The organism is Mesorhizobium sp. BR1-1-3, from assembly GCF_020165455.1.
Classification (GTDB): domain Bacteria; phylum Pseudomonadota; class Alphaproteobacteria; order Rhizobiales; family Rhizobiaceae; genus Mesorhizobium; species Mesorhizobium ciceri.
Genome location: NZ_JAIUIC010000001.1, coordinates 671,039 through 684,837 on the forward strand (window position 1 = coordinate 671,039; position 13,799 = coordinate 684,837).

13 protein-coding genes are annotated in these 13,799 nt (G+C 62.5%); 6 read left to right on the top strand and 7 right to left on the bottom strand.

Going from position 1 to position 13,799, the window contains the following annotated elements; all coding sequences use genetic code 11:
* Nucleotides 1–42 precede the first annotated feature (42 nt).
* Entirely contained in the window at nucleotides 43–597 is a 555-nt protein-coding gene (locus tag LB559_RS03350) for an HdeD family acid-resistance protein (protein ID WP_013532362.1), read from the top strand.
* A gap of 1 nt (nucleotide 598) precedes the next feature.
* On the opposite strand, the gene LB559_RS03355 is transcribed toward LB559_RS03350, so the two are convergent.
* A complete protein-coding gene (locus tag LB559_RS03355; RefSeq protein WP_224673026.1) occupies nucleotides 599–1,579 on the bottom strand; it encodes a bifunctional riboflavin kinase/FAD synthetase in 981 nt (326 codons plus the stop codon).
* 6 nt (nucleotides 1,580–1,585) lie between these two features.
* Entirely contained in the window at nucleotides 1,586–2,446 is an 861-nt protein-coding gene (locus LB559_RS03360; protein ID WP_224620289.1) for a TIGR01459 family HAD-type hydrolase, read from the bottom strand.
* 230 nt (nucleotides 2,447–2,676) lie between these two features.
* Here LB559_RS03360 and LB559_RS03365 point away from each other — a divergent pair, with 230 nt between their 5' ends.
* Both LB559_RS03365 and LB559_RS03370 read left to right on the top strand, forming a co-directional pair.
* The gene (locus LB559_RS03365) at nucleotides 2,677–4,662 is read left to right on the top strand and encodes a TadE/TadG family type IV pilus assembly protein (protein ID WP_224673027.1); all 1,986 of its coding nucleotides are present in this window, start codon (nucleotides 2,677–2,679) and stop codon (nucleotides 4,660–4,662) included.
* A 129-nt stretch (nucleotides 4,663–4,791) separates the two neighbouring features.
* A complete protein-coding gene (locus LB559_RS03370; protein ID WP_024504845.1) occupies nucleotides 4,792–5,424 on the top strand; it encodes a LysE family translocator in 633 nt (210 codons plus the stop codon).
* A gap of 25 nt (nucleotides 5,425–5,449) precedes the next feature.
* On the opposite strand, the gene LB559_RS03375 is transcribed toward LB559_RS03370, so the two are convergent.
* A complete protein-coding gene (locus LB559_RS03375) occupies nucleotides 5,450–6,301 on the bottom strand; it encodes a dienelactone hydrolase family protein (protein WP_063167719.1) in 852 nt (283 codons plus the stop codon).
* Nucleotides 6,302–6,315: 14 nt separating this feature from the next.
* The gene (locus LB559_RS03380; protein WP_063173641.1) at nucleotides 6,316–7,140 is read right to left on the bottom strand and encodes a DUF2189 domain-containing protein; all 825 of its coding nucleotides are present in this window, start codon (nucleotides 7,138–7,140) and stop codon (nucleotides 6,316–6,318) included.
* A 300-nt stretch (nucleotides 7,141–7,440) separates the two neighbouring features.
* Between LB559_RS03380 and LB559_RS03385 the strand changes: the two genes are divergently transcribed.
* Both LB559_RS03385 and LB559_RS03390 read left to right on the top strand, forming a co-directional pair.
* Complete coding sequence (locus LB559_RS03385) at nucleotides 7,441–8,664, top strand: TadE/TadG family type IV pilus assembly protein (RefSeq protein WP_027163217.1); 1,224 nt, start codon at nucleotides 7,441–7,443, stop codon at nucleotides 8,662–8,664.
* A gap of 251 nt (nucleotides 8,665–8,915) precedes the next feature.
* Nucleotides 8,916–9,425 carry a CAP domain-containing protein gene (locus tag LB559_RS03390; protein ID WP_032899511.1) on the top strand — a complete coding sequence of 170 codons (510 nt, stop codon included), beginning with the start codon at nucleotides 8,916–8,918 and terminating at the stop codon, nucleotides 9,423–9,425.
* Nucleotides 9,426–9,474: 49 nt separating this feature from the next.
* Here LB559_RS03390 and LB559_RS03395 read toward each other — a convergent pair whose 3' ends face one another.
* The 3 genes from LB559_RS03395 to LB559_RS03405 all read right to left on the bottom strand — a co-directional run bounded on the left by LB559_RS03395 (nucleotide 9,475) and on the right by LB559_RS03405 (nucleotide 12,970).
* Complete coding sequence (locus tag LB559_RS03395; protein WP_013532370.1) at nucleotides 9,475–11,007, bottom strand: DHA2 family efflux MFS transporter permease subunit; 1,533 nt, start codon at nucleotides 11,005–11,007, stop codon at nucleotides 9,475–9,477.
* Nucleotides 11,008–11,312: 305 nt separating this feature from the next.
* Nucleotides 11,313–12,494, bottom strand: a complete 1,182-nt coding sequence (locus tag LB559_RS03400) for an HlyD family secretion protein (RefSeq protein ID WP_013532371.1) — start codon at nucleotides 12,492–12,494, stop codon at nucleotides 11,313–11,315.
* The gene (locus LB559_RS03405; protein ID WP_013532372.1) at nucleotides 12,491–12,970 is read right to left on the bottom strand and encodes a MarR family winged helix-turn-helix transcriptional regulator; all 480 of its coding nucleotides are present in this window, start codon (nucleotides 12,968–12,970) and stop codon (nucleotides 12,491–12,493) included. Before LB559_RS03405 ends, LB559_RS03400 begins: the two co-directional genes overlap by 4 nt.
* A gap of 195 nt (nucleotides 12,971–13,165) precedes the next feature.
* On the opposite strand from LB559_RS03405, the gene LB559_RS03410 reads away from it, so the two are divergent.
* A complete protein-coding gene (locus LB559_RS03410; RefSeq protein WP_063171841.1) occupies nucleotides 13,166–13,774 on the top strand; it encodes a CDP-alcohol phosphatidyltransferase family protein in 609 nt (202 codons plus the stop codon).
* Nucleotides 13,775–13,799: the final 25 nt, after the last annotated feature.

Sequence of the window (13,799 nt, forward strand, 5' to 3'; positions counted from 1 at the left end):
TCCATCCGCAGTATTCCGCAGCCCTCGATGGAGACCGCGACAATGACCCTGCATGGCGACGCCCTGAAAATCGCGATCGAACAGACACGAACAAAATGGGGATGGTTTGTCGCGCTCGGTGTGCTGCTGCTCATCTTCGGCGGCATTGCCTTCGCCAACCTGTTCGTCGCCACGGTGGCTTCCGTCTACGTCGTGGGATGGCTGATGCTGATGGCGGGCATCATCGAGATCGTGCACGCGTTCGGCGTCAAGACCTGGAGCCGCTTCTTCTACTGGCTGCTCAGCGGACTGCTGTACGCCGTTGCCGGCTTCTTCGCTTTCGGCAATCCGCTGCTTGCCTCGGCGGTGCTGACGTTCCTGCTGGCGATTGCGCTCGTCGCGTCAGGGGTGCTCAGGGCCTGGGTCGGCTACAGCCATCGGCCGGAACGCGGCTGGGGCTGGATCGTCGCTGCCGGTGTCATCACCGCGCTTGCAGGCCTGATCATCGCCATGGGCTGGCCGGTCAACAGCCTGTGGGTGCTCGGTCTGTTCCTGGCGATCGATCTGATCTTCCAGGGCTGGACCTTCATCGCCGTTGGCCTGGCACTGAAGAAGTAGCTTAAAATGCCATCGCAGCGTCGAGGTCGGAGAGCGGCCTGACGCCGGCAAGCAGCGCGCGTGCCTCGGCTTCATCGCGCTTCATCTGCGCGACCAGCGCGTCGAGCCCCTCGAACTTCACCTCCGGACGCAGGAAACCGAAGAAGGAAACTTGACAAACCTCGCCATAGAGGTCGCCGGAGAAATCGAAGACAAAGGTTTCCAGCAGCGGCGCGCCGTTGTCGTCGACTGTCGGGCGTCGGCCAAAGCTGGCGACGCCGTCGTGAAGCGTGCCGTCGGCGCGGCGGAAGCGGACGGCATAGATGCCCTCCCTGAGTGCGGCTTCAGCCGACAGCCTCATATTCGCGGTTGGAAAGCCAAGAGTGCGGCCAAGCTGCTGTCCGCCGACCACCTCGCTTTCGACGGTGAACCGGTAGCCGAGCAGACCGGCGGCTTCAGCCACCTCACCCTCGCCCAGCAATCCGCGGATGCGGCTGGACGACACCACCTCGGCGCCCTCGTCCCGGAACGCGTCGACGAGCGTGACGCCGAAGCCGTGACGCTCGCCGGCCGCCATCAGGTAGGCCGGGCCGCCCTGACGATCCTTGCCGAAATGGAAGTCGAACCCGGTCACGGCGTGAGTAATGCCGAGGTTCGTCTCCAGCACATCCGTCACGAACGCTTCCGCCGACAGCGAGGCGAAGTCGCGCGTGAACGGTTGTTCGACCAGTGCGGCAAAGCCCAGCAGCGACAGCAGCCGCGCCTTCATCGGCGGCGGCGTCAGCACGAACAACGGGATATCAGGCCTGAAGATCTTGCGCGGATGAGGTTCGAATGTCAGCACCAGGGCCGGCACGCCGCGTCGTCCTGCCTCGGTCGAGGCTCGCTCGAGCACCGCCTGATGGCCGCGATGGACGCCATCGAAATTGCCGATCGCCACGACGCCGCCGCGCAGGTCGGCGGGAAGCGGCGCGGTTGCCAGGATGCGCTGGAAGGCTGCCATCGTCACCTACCGAAGTCTGGGAATGACGGCCACCGGACCATAGCCATGCTTTTCCAGGAAGGCCGCCAATCTTGCCGGATCCGGTTGCAGGGCATCGCCATAGTCGCGGGCATGGATACCGCCGGAGACATAAAGAACATCGAAGCCATTGTCGGCGGCGCCCTTCACATCGGTCATCATGCCGTCGCCGATGGCCAGCACCTGGCCGCGCTCGACCGGCTGGCCAAGAATCTCGGCAACCTCCTTCATCGCGAGATTGTAGATCGGCGCGTAAGGTTTTCCAGCGATCAATGTGCGGCCGCCGAGCTGGGCATAGTCACGCGCCAGCGCGCCGGCACACCAGATGATGCGTTCGCCACGTTCGACCACGATGTCGGGATTTGCGCAGATGAAAGGCAGGTTCCTGGCGCGCAGCCGCCGCAGGAGCTCCGTGTAATCCTCGGGCTTCTCGATCTCGTCGTCGAACAGGCCGGTGCAGACGACGCCGGACGCCTCGAACTCCTCGACAAGCTCGACGTCGAGACCTTCATAGAGGGTGAAGTCGCGGTCGGCGCCGATATGGAAAATCTTGCGCGGCCCTTCGGCGATCAGATCCCGGGTCACGTCGCCTGAGGTAACCACCCGGTCGTAGGCTGACGGTGGAACACCGATCGCGTTCATCTGCGCTACGACATCGGCACTTCTGCGCGGCGAATTGGTGATCAGGACGACGGGGATTTTCGCCTCTCGAGCCCTTGCCAATGCGGAGGCTGCCACAGGGAAATGCGTTTCGCCATTATGGACCACGCCCCAGACGTCGCACAGGATTGCCGAATAGGCCTTCGACACGTCTTCGAGCGAGCCGATGATTTCAGGCGAATCCGCCATGCCGTTTCCTTCAGTCATGATCGTTGCGACCGCCACGACAGACGGTTCGCCGCAGCCGGTTCGGATTAGCCGAACCATTCCGGCCTGTCATCAGCTTTCGCCAGGCACGATTGGTTAGCGGTTGGTGAAGCGCTGCCCCGGCAATAGAGCGATTTGCCAAACCCGGCCTTCAGCGTTTTGTGGAAAGCTGGCGTCGATCGAGAATCCGCCGGCGGGGGCCGCTCCAAGACATGCATGGACTTTGGCGTCAGTTCTGCCGCGACCAACGCGGCAACTATGCTCTTATGACGGTCTTCGCGATGGTTCCGCTGATGGGCGCCCTGGCAATGGCCGTCGACTTCACCGAGATGAGCCGCGAAAAACAGGCAGTTTCGAACGCGCTCGATGCCGCAAACTTCGCCACGGCGCGCCGGCTGACGGAGGGTGCCACCGACGACCAGTTGCGGGCCTATGCGCTCGACTTCTTCAATGCCAACCTCAACAAGATCAATCCCGCCAATACGACGCTCACCGTTACCTTGCCAAGCAACACCACCGGCGGCGGCTTGCTCAAGATGACCGCGCGGCTGGACTACAAGCCCTATTTCTATCCGGTCTTCGGCCAGCTCGTCGGCAAATCCGAAACCGACGCCAACCAGAGGATCAGCTTCAACATCACCTCGGAAGTGCGGCTGAAGAACACTCTTGAAGTCGCCCTGGTACTCGACAATTCCGGGTCGATGACCAAGACCGGAACGGGCTCGGGGCAAACGCGCATCGACCTTCTCAAGACCGCGGCAAAACAGCTGGTCGACACGCTGGCCCAGCAGGCGGCGATGATCAAGCAGGTCGACAGGCCGGTGCAGTTCGGCCTCGTGCCGTTTGCCGCCTCGGTCAATGTCGGGCCCGGCAACGGCAATGCGCCCTGGATGGATACCGAAGGCCTGTCGCCGGTATCGAACGAGAATTTCGACTGGTCGACGCTGAACGCAGCCGACAAATACGCCCAGCAGACCAACGGCATCTGGTACAAGCGCGGCACCGGATGGGGAACCGACGAAGGCCAGATGCTGACCCGGTTTTCGCTCTATCGCGACATGAAGGTCGTCACCAACCATGAGCGTGTCGTCAACAGCAAGCGCGTGGTGTGCGACGAATACAACCCGAACAACACCTGCAAACGCGACCACGACGAATACGACTACATCGACACCTATGGCCCGTTCGCCAGTTGGCAGGGCTGCGTCGAGGCCAGGCCTTATCCCTACAATGTCAACGACGCGGCGCCTTCCGGCGGCTCGGCGAACACCGGCATAGGGGTCGGCGATCCGGCGACGATGTTTGTGCCGATGTTCGCCCCGGACGAACCCGGCAACCATTGGAGGCTCACCCAGGATCCCGACGAGGCCGCGCCGACGACCTATGGCGCCATCAACAGCTGGTGGAATGACGACCCGACGAGCAGCACCGGCCAATCCCGGCTGCGCAACATGTCCAAATATTTCCAACCGAGGCCGATCAATGCGCCGGCGCTGGCCGCCGGCAACGGGCCGAACTACAGCTGCTCCACCAACCCGATCACGCCGCTGACCGATGTCAGCGTTACCACTGGGCTTACCGCGATCAAGGCCGCGATCGACCTGATGAAGCCCGATGGCGGCACCAATGTTCCCGAAGGCATGGCCTGGGGTTGGCGAGTGGTTTCGAGCGGCGAGCCGTTCACGCAAGGCCGCCCGGAAACCGAGAGAGGCAACGACAAGGTCGTCATCGTGCTGACCGACGGCGCCAATACCTACTACACGCCGTCCTCGCTCAGCCATTCCGACCCCGCCGATTCGAAATCGACCTATGCGTCCTTCGGCTATCTCAACCCAGGCTACAACGGCACTTCGGTGGGCCGCCTGTTCATGGGCACATCGAGCGCCATTGGCCAATTCGACTATTCGAACGGCAACTACACCAACGCGCTCAACGAGCAGATGGCGACGCTTTGCAACAACGCCAAGGCAGCCAATATCATGGTGATGACGGTGGCGCTCGACCTGTCGACGACCAAAACCGCCGATCAGCAGGCGATCGACGCGCTGAAATCCTGCTCGTCGAACTCGCGCTTCCGCAAGGATCCAACGGACGCGAGCAAGCCGGCAAAACTGTTCTGGAATGCCACCGGCGCCAGCTTGTCGAACGATTTCAAGGAAATCGGCAACGAATTGTCGAACCTGCGCATCGTCGGCTGATCCTCAGGCTTCGGAGGCTGGCTGGAACAACGGCTGGCGCCGCCATGCACTTGCGCGCGCCTGCCGGGACAGGCACATCTTGTGCCGCCTGGATCGCGCGTCCATTCGCGGCGCGCTGGGGAAGAACAGATGCCCGAAACAGCCAATCATCTCGCCTTCGCGCTGGTCTGCCTCGGCATGGTGCTGACGCCTGGCCCCAACATGATCTATTTGATCTCGCGTTCCCTGTCGCAGGGGCCGAAGGCGGGGCTCATCTCGCTTGGCGGCGTGGCGCTCGGCTTTGTCTTCTATGTACTGGCGGCGGCATTCGGCATCACCGCGCTGCTGCTCGCAGTGCCCTACGCCTATGATGCGCTGCGCTTTGCCGGCGTGCTCTATCTCCTGTGGCTGGCCTGGCAGGCGGTGAAGCCGGGCGGACGCTCGCCATTCGAAGTGCGCGAATTGCCGAGGGACCGGCCGCGCAAGCTTTTCGCCATGGGCCTGATGACCAATCTGCTCAATCCGAAGGTGGCCGTGCTCTATCTGTCGCTGTTGCCGCAGTTCATCAGCCCCGGCAAGGGTCACGTCCTGTCGCAGCTCCTGGTGCTCGGCGCGACACAGATCTCGATCAGCCTCAGCGTCAATGCCGTCATCGCGGTAACGGCCGGTTCAATCGCCACCTTTCTCGCCGGACGGCCCTTGTGGCTGGTCATCCAGCGCTGGATGATGGGAACCGTGCTGGCGGCTCTTGCGCTGAAGATGGCGACAGACGCACAGCGCTGAGAGTGCAAACCGGCGGTCGCCGCTGTCAGCCGCCGAAGACTTCTTTCAGGAATGCATGAGAGGCAAGGATGGATTGCTCGGCAGCATTGTACTGACCATAGGCCTCGATGCCGGTCTTCAATCCTGCGGAGTCAAATCCGTGACGAGCACCCGGGTAGACGTCAAGCTGCACAGAGCTTCCCTTGCCGCTGCGCTGCGTCATCATCTCCTGGCAATTTTTGGCGGGGGTCCGATCGTCCAGCTCGCCGATCAGGATCAAGGTCGGGACCGCCATGTCGCCATTCGTTGCCGAACAATCCGGATAGTAGGCGATCGCAGCCTTGAATTTGCGCTCCATAAGCCGCTCGTCTCCACCAGACTGCAAGGCCTCGAGCGTTGCGTTCCCGCCAGCGGAGAACCCCATCAACGCAATGCGCCGCGGGTCGACAAAACTGTATTTTGATAGGTATTCCAGAGCGCCGTAGGCGTCATATACGCGATCAACAGGGTGGAGGCCATCACAGGTCTCCTTAATGCCGCGGGTGCTGAAGCTGTCGACGACGAGGACGACGTAACCCCAGGAAGACAGTCGCTCGGACCAGGTTTTCCTTACACTTCGGGGCAAACCTGAACATCCGTGCAGAACCACGACAGCCGGGAACGGCCCCTCACCCGGCGGACGCGTTAAATACCCCTGCAGCGGCGTGCCGGGAACGGCCCTCGGGACGTTGCCGCCCGCTTGCGCAATGCGCTTCTGAAATGGCGTTGGCTCCGAAGCCGCGCTTTCAAACTGCACCGGCTGGTCAGCGCGCGCTGGCGCGGCATGCAGGTAGCTACCGATACAAAGGCAGGTCAGACAGACGACCTTGTTGGGCAGTCTCGGCAGGGTGAAGGCCATGGGTGCCTGCTTCGTTACATCGGCCGTCTTATCTGCTGTGCCCGCTCCGGCTCGACCACCTTGCGGTAGAGATGCCAGGTGGCATGGCCGAGCACCGGCATGACGACGGCGAGCCCGGCAAACAGCGGGATCGAACCGATCACCAGAAGCACGGCGACCAGCAAGCCCCACAGCGCCATTTGCAGCGGGTTGGCCATCACCGCCCGGGCCGAGGTCTCGATGGCTGAGACGGCGCCGACGTCGCGGTCGAGCAGCAGCGGGAAGGCAACCACAGTGGTGGCCAGCACGATTACGGCAAAGACAAAGCCCGCGGCATTACCGGCAAGGATCAGCGTCCAGCCCTTACTGGTGGTCAGCACGTCGCGGATGAAGCCGCCGATCGAGGCCGGCGGCTGGTCTCCGAACAGGCCAGTGTAGATCGATTGCGCGGTGTAGAGCCACAACAGGAACAGCGCCACCAGCATGACGCCGATGACGGCGATCGACGGGATCGCGGACGAGCGCCGGACATCAAACGCGTGCCGCCAGGAGGTGTTCATGCCGAGCTCGCGCCGGCGGCTGATCTCGTAAAGACCGAGCGCCGCAAACGGCCCGACCAGCGCGAAACCCGACATCAGGGGATAGATGAGCTGGATGGCATTGGCGCCGGACGTCCACTGCGTCAGGATCAGGCCGACGATGGGATAGATCAGGCATAGGAACACGTAGTGCGATGGTTTTGCCCAGAAATCCTCGAACCCGAGACGCAACGCATCCCAAAGGTCCGACGTGGCGATGCGGCGCACCGCCGGCTGCACATGCATTCCACGTGCGTCCGCCATGACATGAAAGCCGGCCATAACCTTCCTCCCGTGTGTCGGGGCGGTCACCGCCTGGATGGCCGCCAGAGCTGCCACTTCAAGATCGAGAAGCATGATAGCAGAGTTGGCGGCGATTGTCGCCGGGTCAATGGCCTGGGGAGCAACTCCTCGTTGTGTTCAACTCTCCGTATGGCCTCTCATATGGCGTACCTTGGCAGACCTTCGTTTTGGCCAATCATTGTGCTGCATTTTAGCATTTACGCATTTTAGCATTTACTTAAATTACTCGTAGGGATCCCTGGCGTATCACCTGAGCTTTACGAGTTTCGGCGAGGGACTATGTTCGCATTGAAAGCCTTCTGGTCTTCGGAGCGCGGCAACTTTGCCATAACGACCGCCTTCGCTATGCTGCCAATAATGATTGGTTTGGCCGGCGCCGTCGATCTGATCGGCACGAGCCATGACGCCTCGCAACTCCAGAACTCGCTGGACGCGGCTGGGCTCGCCATCGGCACGAAGTTCTCTCCCGATATGGCGGCTGGCGATGTCCAGCAGCTTGGGCTGCAGTTCTTCGCCGCCAATATGAGCGCGGCCGACCAGCAGGAATATTTGGGCAGCGTCTCCGCTTTCGCGGCAACGGCAAGCGGCAGTCCAAGCGCCTACTTTATCTCGCTGTCGTCCAGCATAAGCCGCCCAAGCTTCATCAGCGCCTCGGCCCCCTGGCAGGCCTACCGCTCGGCCTCGGTCAAGATAAAACCTGGCGCACAGGCCTGCGTGCTGGCGCTCGATCCGCATGCGTCCGCCGCCGTGAACCTGCAGGGCTCGACCAACGTCTCGATGGACAATTGCGTGATCGCGGCGAACTCGGACGCGTCGGATTCCGTCAACAGGGGTGGTTCCGCACTGGTTTCGGCCGGCTGTGTCTCAACCGTCGGTGGCACCAGCGGGCTGTTGCCACCCAGCGCCAGTCTCGCCTGCGGAACGCCGCACGAACATAGGTACGCGTCCTTTGATCCATTGGCCGACGTCGTTCCTCCCCCTTACACATTGTGTTTGCCTGTCCCGAACGGCAAAACCTACACGCTGTCGCCCGGCACTTATTGCGACAAGACATTATCGGGGAACATCACGCTTAATCCGGGCGTCTACATCATGCGCGGCACCACCATAAAGCCAGGGGGAAACGGCAGCCTGACTGGCCAGGGCGTGACCATTTTCCTCATGGAAAGCGCTCAGATCTACATAAATGCCAATGAGAAGGTGAACCTTTCCCCGCCCACCAGCGGCCCTTATGCTGGCATCACCATTTTCCAGGATCACGGCAACACGTCTGCCCTGACATTGAATGGTGGCGCAAATTCCGTGCTCAGCGGTTTCATCTACGCGCCGGACGCGCCCATTTCCTACGCCGGCAACTCTGATATGAGCGCCCAGGGCGACTGTCTCAGGCTTGTCGGCAATACGATACAGATGACCGGGAACTCTTCCGTCAAGTCGGACTGCGCGGCGGCGCTTGGAAATCGCACAATGTATGCCGATCGGATGATCACTCTGGTGAAATGAGAGACAACCTGACGTGCGGCGGCGCCAGCGGTAGCGTTGAGAAAAATGGCGGTAACGCACGGCCGGATCGGTTTCGATGCGAGGCGCAATCCGGCCAGCCTGGGATAGGCAGCGCCGTCGATCGCCTGGTGAAATTCCGCCCAGCATGCCACGCCGATCAGCGTTATACCGGCCAGCGTCAGTCTGTCGCCCCCTCTTCGATTTTCGCCGCCCTGCCCGGCAAAAGCCATGATCGCCATTATCTCAGGGGCATGACCATAGCGAAAATCGAAACCCACCCGATCCCGAAGCTGAACAGGCGCATGGTGCTGACCGGCCTCGCAGCCCTGGCGGGGCTCGCCGCCTGCAGCACCGTTTCACTGCCAACCGGTGAAGGCGCCGGGGTCTCCTCCTCCGCCACCAGCACGCTGGCCAGCATCCGCGCCTCGGCCGGGCTCGCGCCGCTGGTCCCCGACCGGCAGCTCGAACAGGCCGCCCTGCAGCAGGCAGGCTACATGGCGCAGCGCCGCCGCATGAGCCACACCACCGGCTGGGGCAAGGATTTCGCCTCGCGCGTCAGGGACAATCGAATTTCCGGTGCCGCGGCGGAGAACATCGCCGAGGGTCGTTTCGACCTCGAGAAGCTGTTCGACATCTGGGTGCATTCACCAGGCCATCGCCGCAACATGCTCGACCCGCGCTTCACACGCTTCGGCCTTGCCTATGTGCGCGACGGCAGCGACAGCAAGCTCCGTTACTGGAGCCTCGTGCTCGGAAAATAGGAAAACGTGCCGGTTCGGTGCGCCACCCCCAAGACGATTTGATGGAAAGCTAGTCCATATGCGCCGCCGGCGCGCCGCCGGCTGGCGCCTGCTTCGGCTTGCGCAGCAGGAAAACAAACGGGATGGCAAGCAGCGTCATCACCATGAGTATTTTGAAGTCGTTGACGTAGGAGATCATCATGGCCTGGAGATTGACCATGCGATCGACCTGCGAGAGCGCCGTTGGGTCGCCGCCTGCGGCCGCCGGCGAGACAGCCCACAGATTGGGGTTGAACGGATTGATGAAGGCCGAAAGCTCGGCATGGTTGATCTGCGTGTTGCGCACCATCAACACCGTCACGACCGACACGCCGATCGACGAGCCAAGATTGCGCACCAGGCTGAACAGAGCCGTGGCATCGGTGCGGAAGCGCACGTCAAGCGTGGCGAAGGCGACGGTCGACAGCGGCACGAACACCATCCCCATGCCCAGGCCCTGGATGACGCCGGAGCTGATGATCAGCCAATTGTCCATCTGCGGGGTGAAGCTGGACATAGTGTAGAGCGACTGCGCGGTCAGCAGGAAGCCGATGACGACGAGGATCCTGGCGTCAATCCTGCTCATGAGCCGCCCGACGACGAGCATCGAGATCATGGTGCCGACGCCGCGTGGCCCCATGACGATGCCGATGGTGACGGTCGGATAGCCGAAGATGGTCGACAGCATCGGCGGCAGCAGCGACATGCTCGCCAGGATGAGCACACCCATGACGAAGATGAATGCCAGCCCGGTCACGAAATTGCGGTCGAGGAAGATCTTGGGATCGATGAAGGGGTGCTCGGCCGTCATGGTGTGAATGATGAACACCCAGAAGCCGGTGAGCGAAAGACCAAGTTCGATCCAGATCTCGACCGAGGAAAACCAGTCGACCTCGCCGCCGCGGTCGAGCAGCAGCTGAAGCGCGCCGACGCCGAGCGATATCATGGCGAAGCCGAAGAAATCGAAGCCGCGCACGCGCCGCGCGATAGCCGGCAAATAAGCGGCCATACCGAGAAAGGCGACGATGCCGACCGGCAGATTGATGAAGAACACCCAACGCCAGTTGAAATTCTCGGTCAGCCAGCCACCGAGTGTCGGGCCCAGAATCGGACCCAGCATGATGCCGGCGCCCCAGATGGCCATCGCCTGGCCATGGCGTTCCCTGGGATTGATGTCGAGCAGGAAGGTCTGCGACAGAGGCACGATCGCGGCGCCGAACACGCCTTGCATCAGCCGGAAGAACACCATGGTCTCCAGGCTCCAGGCGATGCCGCACAGCATCGAAAACACGGTGAAGCCGACCACCGCCGTCAGGAACAGTTCCTTGCGGCCGAAGCGATCGGCCAGCCAGCCGGTGACCGGCGTCATGATGGCGGCGGCAACGATGTAGGAGGTCAGCACCCAGTTGATGTTGTCAGGCGAGGCGCCGAGATCGCCGGTCATGGTCGGCAGCGCGACGTTGGCGATCGTCGTGTCGAGCGCCTGCATGATCGTCGCCAACATGAGCGCGACCGTGATCAGGCCGCGATGCGGCACTTCTTTGAAGGGTTCGGGCGTGCTCATGGCGTGGAACTTCCAGCAGGTAACAAAAACGTGTACAAGGGGTTTCCGGGCGGCGACGCCTTCCGTTGAGAGACCCTCGTCGCGGTGGGACGCGATTGTCGATGTGGGGGTTACATCGACTGAAAGTCTCTGATGAGCGGATGCCTGCCGCCCGGAAACATGAGGACCGACGGGTCCGCGTCGGAGATTTCAGACTTCGGCCAGGCCGCTATGCGGCGTGCCCAAACGCTGATCCTTCCAGCTCCTCCCATCAGACCAATCCTGCTATTCACCTCTGCAGCTGGTCCTGCGGCATTCTGTTGACGTTACTGCGCGGCCTCGCCGGCCGTGGCGTGACCGAAGATCGAAGGCAGGCCACGCGCCACGCCGGTGTCGACGGTAACGGTGGCGCTCATGCCGGTGCGCAACGCCATCTTGGCGTCCGCATCGGTCAGTTCGAGACGAACCGGGATGCGCTGTGTGACCTTGACCCAGTTGCCGGTGGCATTCTGGGCCGGCAGCAGCGAGAACTCGGCTCCCGTGCCGGCGCCGATCGCCTTGACCGTCGCCTCGAAGGTGCGCCCCGGATAGGTGTCGACCACGATCTCGGCCTTCTGGCCGGGCTTCATATGGGTGAGCTGCGTTTCCTTGAAATTGGCATCTATCCAGGTGTCGCCGGTCTCGACCAGCGAAAACAGCGGCGTGCCGGAACCGACATATTGGCCAACCTTGAACGACGAGGCCTGGCTGACGATGCCGTCAGCCGGCGCCTTGACCGTGGTCTGCGCCAGGTCGTAGGCGGCCTTGTCGCGCGCGGCGAGCGCGGCCATCACGGTCGGATGCTTGTCGGTTTCGATGTCGGGATTGCCGCCAAGGGCTGCCTTGGCGCTGATGATGCCTTGCTCGGCAACGGCGAGCTGCTGCTTGGCCTTGTCGAGATCGTTCTTGGCTTCGTCCAGCGACGATTTGGCGTTGATGCCCTTCTGGGCAAGATCGGCGGCGCGGTCGAACTGCGACTGGGCGAAGGCGACCTGGCTGGCATCGGACTTCTGCTGAGCCATCGACTGGCCATAGGCGGCGCGCAACTGCTCGACATTGAGACGCGCGCCCGCCACCGCCGCGTCGGCCTGCGCCAACGCGATCCGGTAGGGCTCGGGGTCGATGGCAAACAGCTCGTCACCCTGCTTGACCAGCTGGTTATCGAAGATGTCGACCTTGACGATGCGGCCGGCCGTGTCGGAAGCGATCGACACCTTGGCCTGCTGCAGATTGGCGTTCTCGGTCTCCTGATAACGGCCGCCGGTAACCCAGACATAGCCGCCGCCAACAGCCAATGCCGCAGGCAGCGCGACCATGAGCAGGAAGCGGCCCAGCCGGCGCTTTTTCTTCACCGGCGCCGGAGCCGGCTGCACCGGGGGAGCAACGGTTGCCGGGGCCGCGGCCGGCTGCGCCGGCGCTTCCATTTCCAGTTCGGTCACTTTCTCGTCTATCTTGGCTACCGCGTTCATGCTGCTGCGCCCTCTGTGTTCTTCACTTTTTCAATGGACGGCGTCTCGTCGTCGGTCAGGTTGCGGACCATCGCCTCAAGTCCCTCGACGAGGACGCGACGGGCTTCCGGTTTCACGCCGACCAGCGATTCCTCATAGACTTCTCCGGCAATGCTCTTGATCACGGCGTAGGCATCGCTTGCCTTGGGCGTCAGGAAGATCATGCGGACGCGGCGATCGGCAGCGTCGGAACGACGCTCGATCCAGCCTCCCTCCTCCATGCGGTCGACCAGGCGCGAAACGCTGATCGGCTCGATTTCGAGAAGTTCGGCCAGCCGCGCCTGCGCGACACCGTCTTCCTTGGCAACGCGGACCAGAAGCCGCCATTGCGCCGAAGAAAGCCCCAAGCCACTGGCCCTCGCCTCGAAGCGCTTGCGCATCAGGCGCTGCACGTCGTGGATCAAGAAGCCCAATCTGTCGATGCCATCGGAAACCATGAGCGAGATATATAATAAGCGTGCTCACTATTCAAGATGCCGCAGTGCACACAAAGCCGACAAATGTGCATGACAGCTTTGCCGGGCAAATCATGGTTATCGATTTGCGAACGCATGATGGCCGCGCCGCCTCTCCGCTGGTCGCGTCTGGCATATTGATGTACAGCCGCTGAACAGGATCGGGGGATCAACGCAATGCCGACGCTTTACGCTCTCAAGCCGGCCTTCCAGGGTCGACTGCGGCCGCTGGTCAATCGGCTGGCGGCTATCGGGGTCACCGCAAACAGCATAACCATCCTGGCGGCCGCGATGTCGATAGCCGCCGGCGCGGCCATTGCGATCCGGCATGAATGGCGCTGGCTGCTGTTGCTTATCCCCGTGGTGATGTTCGTGCGCATGGCGCTGAATGCCGTGGACGGCATGCTGGCGCGCGAGCATGGCCAAGCCTCGACGCTCGGCATGTATCTGAACGAGTTGTGCGATGTCGTTTCGGACCTCGCGCTGATTCTGCCTTTTGCCGTCTTTCCGGAATTTGGCGCATGGGGCGTCGTCGCCTTCGCAATATCGGCGGCGCTGACCGAGTTTGCCGGCGTGCTCGGCATCGCCGCCAAGATCGGCCGCAACTATGCCGGGCCGTTCGGCAAGAGCGACAGGGCGCTGGCGCTTGGCGTCGTCGCCGTGCTGTGCGCCGCAGGGCTGTGGCCGGTATCGATCGCGCCATTTGTGTTTCCGGCCATGGCAACGCTTTCGCTGCTGACCGCCATAAACCGGATACGCGCCGGGCTTATTGGCAGCGCCAGCTGAGCATCGAGGCTCGCAATGCCGCCAG

Excerpts from the sequence above, each read along its gene's own strand:
- LB559_RS03350 (WP_013532362.1), top strand. The coding sequence starts at position 43 with ATGACCCTGCATGGCGACGCCCTGAAAATCGCGATCGAACAGACACGA.
- LB559_RS03355 (WP_224673026.1), bottom strand. The coding sequence starts at position 1,579 with ATGGCAGCCTTCCAGCGCATCCTGGCAACCGCGCCGCTTCCCGCCGAC.
- LB559_RS03360 (WP_224620289.1), bottom strand. The coding sequence starts at position 2,446 with ATGGCGGATTCGCCTGAAATCATCGGCTCGCTCGAAGACGTGTCGAAG.
- LB559_RS03365 (WP_224673027.1), top strand. The coding sequence starts at position 2,677 with ATGCATGGACTTTGGCGTCAGTTCTGCCGCGACCAACGCGGCAACTAT.
- LB559_RS03370 (WP_024504845.1), top strand. The coding sequence starts at position 4,792 with ATGCCCGAAACAGCCAATCATCTCGCCTTCGCGCTGGTCTGCCTCGGC.
- LB559_RS03375 (WP_063167719.1), bottom strand. The coding sequence starts at position 6,301 with ATGGCCTTCACCCTGCCGAGACTGCCCAACAAGGTCGTCTGTCTGACC.
- LB559_RS03380 (WP_063173641.1), bottom strand. The coding sequence starts at position 7,140 with ATGGCCGGCTTTCATGTCATGGCGGACGCACGTGGAATGCATGTGCAG.
- LB559_RS03385 (WP_027163217.1), top strand. The coding sequence starts at position 7,441 with ATGTTCGCATTGAAAGCCTTCTGGTCTTCGGAGCGCGGCAACTTTGCC.
- LB559_RS03390 (WP_032899511.1), top strand. The coding sequence starts at position 8,916 with ATGACCATAGCGAAAATCGAAACCCACCCGATCCCGAAGCTGAACAGG.
- LB559_RS03395 (WP_013532370.1), bottom strand. The coding sequence starts at position 11,007 with ATGAGCACGCCCGAACCCTTCAAAGAAGTGCCGCATCGCGGCCTGATC.
- LB559_RS03400 (WP_013532371.1), bottom strand. The coding sequence starts at position 12,494 with ATGAACGCGGTAGCCAAGATAGACGAGAAAGTGACCGAACTGGAAATG.
- LB559_RS03405 (WP_013532372.1), bottom strand. The coding sequence starts at position 12,970 with ATGGTTTCCGATGGCATCGACAGATTGGGCTTCTTGATCCACGACGTG.
- LB559_RS03410 (WP_063171841.1), top strand. The coding sequence starts at position 13,166 with ATGCCGACGCTTTACGCTCTCAAGCCGGCCTTCCAGGGTCGACTGCGG.